The sequence below is a fragment of the Kineococcus siccus genome, from assembly GCF_009906795.1.
Taxonomy (GTDB): Bacteria; Actinomycetota; Actinomycetes; order Actinomycetales; family Kineococcaceae; genus Kineococcus; species Kineococcus siccus.
The window spans coordinates 1-6,192 of record NZ_JAAALN010000232.1; the positions used below are offsets into that span (position 1 = coordinate 1).

The 6,192-nt window shown below is 75.4% G+C and carries 6 protein-coding genes; 3 read left to right on the forward strand and 3 right to left on the reverse strand.

Going from position 1 to position 6,192, the window contains the following annotated elements; translation table 11 throughout:
- On the forward strand, nucleotides 1–183 hold a 183-nt coding region (locus tag GTR02_RS18720), incomplete at its 5' end, for a hypothetical protein (RefSeq protein WP_166608997.1).
- Between the two features lie 25 nt (nucleotides 184–208).
- Here the strand turns inward: GTR02_RS18720 and GTR02_RS18725 are convergent.
- The gene (locus GTR02_RS18725; RefSeq protein WP_338073922.1) at nucleotides 209–1,207 is read right to left on the reverse strand and encodes a TIGR03557 family F420-dependent LLM class oxidoreductase; all 999 of its coding nucleotides are present in this window, start codon (nucleotides 1,205–1,207) and stop codon (nucleotides 209–211) included.
- A 2-nt stretch (nucleotides 1,208–1,209) separates the two neighbouring features.
- Nucleotides 1,210–1,767, reverse strand: a complete 558-nt coding sequence (locus GTR02_RS18730; protein WP_166608998.1) for a type 1 glutamine amidotransferase domain-containing protein — start codon at nucleotides 1,765–1,767, stop codon at nucleotides 1,210–1,212.
- 111 nt (nucleotides 1,768–1,878) lie between these two features.
- Here GTR02_RS18730 and fbaA point away from each other — a divergent pair, with 111 nt between their 5' ends.
- Entirely contained in the window at nucleotides 1,879–2,901 is a 1,023-nt protein-coding gene (gene fbaA / locus GTR02_RS18735; protein WP_166608999.1) for a class II fructose-bisphosphate aldolase, read from the forward strand.
- Nucleotides 2,902–2,949: 48 nt separating this feature from the next.
- Here fbaA and GTR02_RS18740 read toward each other — a convergent pair whose 3' ends face one another.
- Nucleotides 2,950–3,357: an STAS domain-containing protein gene (locus GTR02_RS18740; protein WP_205709597.1), complete on the reverse strand. Its 408-nt coding sequence runs from the start codon at nucleotides 3,355–3,357 to the stop codon at nucleotides 2,950–2,952.
- Between the two features lie 241 nt (nucleotides 3,358–3,598).
- Here GTR02_RS18740 and GTR02_RS18745 point away from each other — a divergent pair, with 241 nt between their 5' ends.
- Entirely contained in the window at nucleotides 3,599–6,136 is a 2,538-nt protein-coding gene (locus tag GTR02_RS18745) for a SpoIIE family protein phosphatase (RefSeq protein ID WP_166609000.1), read from the forward strand.
- The last annotated feature ends 56 nt before the right edge of the window (nucleotides 6,137–6,192 follow it).

Below are 6,192 nucleotides of genomic sequence, written 5' to 3' on the forward strand. Positions count from 1 at the left end.
CAGGCCGAGGACGCCGCCCGGGAGTGGAACGAGCACCGGATCGACGACCTGGCCCGCTCGCGGCGCCTCGACCCCACCAACCCCCGGCACCACGTCCGGCTGATCAAGGCGCTGCGCGAGGCCGACCGCCGCCTGGACCTGCTGACCGCGAAGAACCTCGTGACCGGCCGCCGCGGGGACTGACGACGGCCGGCCACGGGGAGCGGTCTCAGCTGGGGCTGGGGTCGGCGGACCCTGCCGCCTCGCGCAGCGCCGGAACGATCTCGCTGCGGGCGGCCTCGAGGAAGGCCGACTGGTGCTCCCCGCCGATCTGCACGAGCGCGAGGTCGGTGTAGCCGGCCTTGAAGTACTCCGTCGCGGCCGTGACGATCGCCTCGACGTCGTTCCCGCACGGGATCGCGTCGGCCACGTCCTCCGGCCGCACGAACTGCGTCGCGCCCGCGAAACCCGCCGTGGTGGGCAGGTCCGCGTTGACCTTCCAGCCCCCCGCGAACCACCGGAACTGCTCGTGCGCGCGGGCGACGGCCGCGTCGCGGTCGGCGTCCCAGCTCACGGGCATCTGCCCGACCTTGCGGCTCGCGGTGTCCCGCGCCCCGTCCCAGGCGGTCGCGAGCGACGGGTCGGGGTCGACGCCGATCATCACGTCCGCGAGGGGGGAGAACCGGGCGCAGGACTTCTCCCCGGACACCGCGACGCCGATCGGCACGCGGTGCTCGGGGAGGTCCCAGATCCGCGAGGAGTCGACGCGGAAGTGCTCGCCCGAGTAGGTGAGCAGCTCGCCGTCGAAGAGGGCCGAGATGATCTCGACGGCCTCCACGAGCATCTCCTGCCGCTCCTCGACCGCGGGCCAGCCGTGCCCGACCGTGTGCTCGTTGAGGTTCTCGCCCGAGCCGAGGCCGAGGGTGAAGCGCCCCTCGGACAGCAGGCCCAGCGTCGCCGCGCCCTGCGCGACGACCGCGGGGTGGTACCGCATCGTCGGGCACGTCACGTAGGTCATGAGCTCCACGCGCGAGGTCGCCTGCGCGACGGCGCCCAGGACGCTCCACGCGTAGGCCGCGTGGCCCTGGGACGCGAGCCACGGCGAGTAGTGGTCGGAGAAGGCGACGAGGTCGAAACCCGCCTCCTCGGCGGCCGCGGCGTCGCGCACGAGCCAGCGGGGGTCCGACTGCTCACCCATGCAGGTGTAGCCGATGCCGGGCGTCGCCACGCTCAGGCCCCCACGTGCTCGAGCAGCGCGGCGTTGAACGCGGGGATGTCCCCGGGGTTGCGGCTCGTGATGAGGGGACCGGGGCCGGAGACGTCGACGACGACCTCCTCGTCGACCCACTCGGCCCCCGCGTTGCGCAGGTCGGTGGCGAGGCTCGGCCACGACGTCATGCGGCGCCCGCGCACGGCGCCGGCCCCCACGAGGGTCCAGGGGGCGTGGCAGATCGCGGCGACCGGCTTGGTCGAGGCGACGAACTGCCCGACGAAGGCGACCGCCTCGCGGTCGGTGCGCAGCGCGTCGGGGTTGGCCACGCCGCCCGGCAGCACGAGCGCGTCGTACTCGCCGACCGAGGCGTCGGCGACGACGACGTCGACTCCGAAGGTGTCCGCCTTGTCGAGGTGGTCGAAGGCCTGCACCGTGCCGGCCTGCGTCGACAGGAGCACGGGCTGGCCGCCGGCCTCCTGCACGGCCTGCCAGGGGCCGGTGAGCTCGGCCTGCTCGATGCCCTCGGGGGCCACGAGGAACGCGATCTTCTTGCCCTGCAAGCTGGTGTCCGGCATGGGCCCCACGCTGGCACCGCGCGCGGCGTTCGGCATCCGGAGACCGGATGCCGCCCCGCGAGGCGGCGTGGAAGGATCGCCCCGCCAGTGCCGCCACGACGAGGAGTCAGCATGCCCATCGCCACCCCCGACGTCTACGCAGAGATGCTGGACCGTGCCAAGGCAGGGTCGTTCGCCTACCCGGCGATCAACGTGTCCTCCTCGCAGACGCTCAACGCCGCGATCCGCGGCTTCGCCGACGCCGAGAGCGACGGGATCATCCAGTTCTCGACCGGTGGGGCGGAGTACGCGTCCGGCCCCGCGGTGAAGGACATGGTGCTCGGCGCGCAGGCCCTCGCGGAGTTCGCCCACCACGTCGCCAAGGGCTACGGCGTGAACATCGCGCTGCACACGGACCACTGCCCGAAGGACAAGCTGGACGGCTTCGTCCGCCCGCTCGTCGCCATCTCCGCCGAGCGCGTGGCCGCCGGCCGCGAGCCGCTGTTCCAGTCGCACATGTGGGACGGCTCCGCGGTGCCCCTGGACGAGAACCTCCAGATCGCCGAGGAGCTGCTGGAGCAGTGCGCGAAGGCGCGCATCGTCCTCGAGATCGAGGTGGGCGTCGTCGGCGGCGAGGAGGACGGCGTCGCGCACGAGATCAACGACAAGCTGTACACGACGGTCGAGGACGGCCTCGCGACCGTCCGGGCGCTCGGCACGGGGGAGAAGGGCCGCTACCTCACGGCGCTGACCTTCGGCAACGTCCACGGCGTCTACAAGCCGGGCGGCGTGAAGCTGCGCCCCGAGATCCTGAAGCAGATCCAGGACGAGGTCGGCACGGCCGTCGGCAAGGAGAACCCGTTCGACCTCGTCTTCCACGGCGGCTCCGGCTCGGCGCCAGAGGAGATCTCGGCGGCCGTCGACTTCGGCGTCGTGAAGATGAACGTGGACACCGACACGCAGTACGCGTTCACCCGCCCCGTCGTGGAGCACATGTTCCGCAACTACGACGGCGTGCTGAAGATCGACGGCGAGGTCGGCAACAAGAAGCAGTACGACCCGCGCGCGTGGGGCAAGGCCGCCGAGGCGGGCATGGCCGCCCGGGTGGTCGAGGCCGCGCAGAGCCTGCGCAGCGCGGGCAAGTCCCTCACGTGAGGTGAGGCTCCGCGGCGGCGGTCGCCGCCGCGGAGCGCCTCGTGCCCGTCAGGCGGGCTGGGGCCCGTCGTCCTCCGCGACCAGCGCCGGTTCCTCGTCGACGACGTCGAGGAGCTGGACGATGTTCGTCGTCTCGATGAGGAACTTGACCACGGCCGGCGGCCGGATCAGGGTCACGCGCCGCCCGCGCGAGCGGGAGGCGAGCCGGGCCAGGAAGGCCAGGCCGGTGGAGTCCATGAACGTCACGTGGTGGGCGTCGACCTGCAGCGGACGCCCCGACGTCAGGGCGTCCTCGGCGGCTTCCAGCAGGTCCGGCCCGAGCTCGGCGTCGATCTCCCCCGTGAGCACCACCCGGGTGGCACGCGGCTCGTAGAGCACGTGCACGGATCCCGGGTCGACGGACCGCACCTCGGGCGTGCGCGGGGCACCACCCGTCGGCGTCGTGTCTCTCGTCATCTTCCCTCCGCAGCCTGCACAGGCGCTCGTCGGCCACCCGGTTCTCTGCAGGCAGCGGTCCATCTCCGACGATGCGTCGCTCGCACCGTAGGACACTCCGGCTCCCGGGGGGAACGCCCCGTCGGCCGGGACGCGGTCACCCTCGACGCGCGAGCCGCAGCGCCCCCCTGCATGCTACTGATCGAGGTCCGCGCCGCCGTCGCGCACCCGCGACCCCGCAGCGCCCCGGAGGAGAGCACCGATGCACGTGAGAGGCCCGCTGCCGCTCGCCCTCCGCGAGGTGCCGGCAGCCGTCCTCCTCGTCCAGGTGCGCCCGGGCGCCTCCCCGCACGTCGTGGCGGCCGACGCGGCCGCGCTCGCGCTCGCGGGCACGGCGACCGTCCCGGCGGACCTGCAGGCCTGGTGCCGCGCGGCCGGCTTCGACGCGGCCGGGGAGGGCCCGGGACCCTGGGACCAGCTGGCGCGGGGCGAGCGCGTGGGTGGCGTCCTGCTGCCCGACCACCTCTGGCTGACCGCGACCCCCACCGGCGAGGGGCGGCTGCTCGTCGCCCTGCAGCACGTCGAGACGCCGCCGGCCGCCGCGGGGGAGGCCGCCACCGACGTGGTGACCGCGAGCCCCGGCATGGCGCTAAGCGAGCGCCGGCCGCCCGCGGACGGCCCGCTCGTCGTCCGCTGGGCCGGCCCCGGCTTCACCCGGACCACGGGCGTGCCCGCCGCCGAGGTGGTGGGGCGGCCCGTCACGGCGCTCGTCCAGGTCGCCGACAGCGCCCTCGCGGCCGAGCTCGCCGCCGGGGTGGAGCGCGCGGACCCCGTCGCGAGGACCGTCGTGGACCGGCGCGGCGACGGGACCTCGTTCCTGCACCGGGTGCGCTGCACCCCGCTGCGGGACGCCGCGGGTCGCACCGCGCACGTCGTGTCCTGGCACAGCGACGTCACGGGCCGCGCCGTGGCGGAGGCCGGGCTGCGCCGTGCCCGCGCCGCCGAGGACCGCGCGGCCCGGCGCCTGGAGCTGCTCCAGCGCCTCGACGAGGTCGTCGAGGCCGACGACGTCGCGGCCGGGCTGGGGGCCCTCGTGGACGCCCTGGTGGAGCACGTCGTCGCCGACGCCCTCGTCCTGCTGACCGTGCCCCGGCCCGGGGGGCCCCGCGGGGCGGACGCGGAGGTCGTCGCGGCCGAGGGCCCGCTCCTGGCCCCCCTGGCGGGGCGCCTGCTGCGCCACGCGGCGGGCGGCGAGGAGCCCGACCCGCTGCTTCGCCCCGCGGGGCCGTCGTCGCCCGCGCCCGGCGCCCGGGGGCCCGCGACGATCGCCGTCACGACCCTGGACCCGCACGAGACCGGGACGCCGTCCGGCTGGGCGGCGGCCATGATCTCCGCGGTCAGCTCCACGCCCGCGGCCGCGGTGCCGCTGCCCGGCCGCGACCGGCCCGTGGGGCTGCTGGTGCTGCTGCCGCGGGCTGACGGCGACGCGGGGGGCGAGGACCAGAGGGACGGGGACCAGCGGGACGACGGGGACCAGCGGGACGACGGGGACCAGCGGGACGACGTGGACGGGACGAGCGCGGTCGCGGGCCTGTCCGCCGCGGACGCCGCCCTCGTCGCCGGTGCCGCGCGCCGCGCCGGCCTGCTCGTGGAGACCGCCCGCTCCCACGCCCGGGAGCGCGCCCTCGCCGAGACCCTGCAGCGCAGCATGCGGCCCGAGCAGGCCACCATGGAGGGTCTCGACGTCTGGACGTACTACGCGCCCGACGCCGAGGGCTCGCCGGTCGGCGGGGACTGGTACGACGTCCTGCAGACCTCGCCCGACGTCGCGGCCGTCGTCGTCGGCGACGTCGTGGGCCGCGACGTCGAGGCCGCCGCGGCCATGAGCCAGATCCGCTCCGTCGTCCGCTCCTACGCCCACGAGCTCGACGACCCGGGCAGCGTGCTCATGCGCGTCGACCAGCTCGCGAGCGGCATGCGGATCCCGCGGATGGCGAGCCTGGTCTACGCGATGCTCTCCCGCCTCGACGACGGCGAGTGGGAGCTGTCGTGGTCCAGCGCGGGGCACCTGCCGCCGCTGCTGCGCCGCGGCGGCCCCGGGGCCGCGGCCGTCGAGGTCCTCAGCGACGGCACCGGCACCCTCGTCGGGCTCGGCAACCGCCCGCGGCCCACGCGGGACCGCTCGCTGTCGCCGGGCGACGTCCTCGTCCTGTACACCGACGGCCTCATCGAGACGCGGCAGCGCCCCGTGCGCGACGGCCTGGGGGTCCTCGTCGGCGTCCTGGAGCACGCGCGCGCGGCGGACGCCGCGGGCATCGGCGAGGAGCTGCTCACGGCGCTGGGGGACTCCCCCGAGGACGACACCGCCGTGGTCGTCGTGCGCATCCCCGACCAGGTCGCCGCGACGCCCGAGCAGGCCGCCGACACGCCGCGCCGGCGCCGCTGGCAGCTGCCCTCGGAGCCGTCCTCGATCGGCAAGGGCCGCCACGCGACCCTGCGTGCGTGCGCCGTGTGGGGGCTCGACTGCGGGCCCCAGGCCGAGATCGTGGTCTCCGAGCTCGTCGCCAACGCGGTCCTGCACGGGTGGGGCACGGTCGGCCTGCGGCTGTTCGAGACCGCGGAGGGCCTGCGCATCGAGGTCGAGGACGACAGCCCCGAGGCGCCCCGCGTCGTCGACGCGCGGCCCGACGGCTCGGGCGGGCACGGCATGCGCGTGGTGGCCCGCCTGGGCCGGTGGGGCTGGCAGCCCACCCGCAAGGGCAAGATCGTCTGGGTGGAGCTGGCCTCGTCCAGCCGCTGACGCGACCACCGAGAACCACCAACGAGAGGAACACCGTGGCCCACAACCTGCTCCCC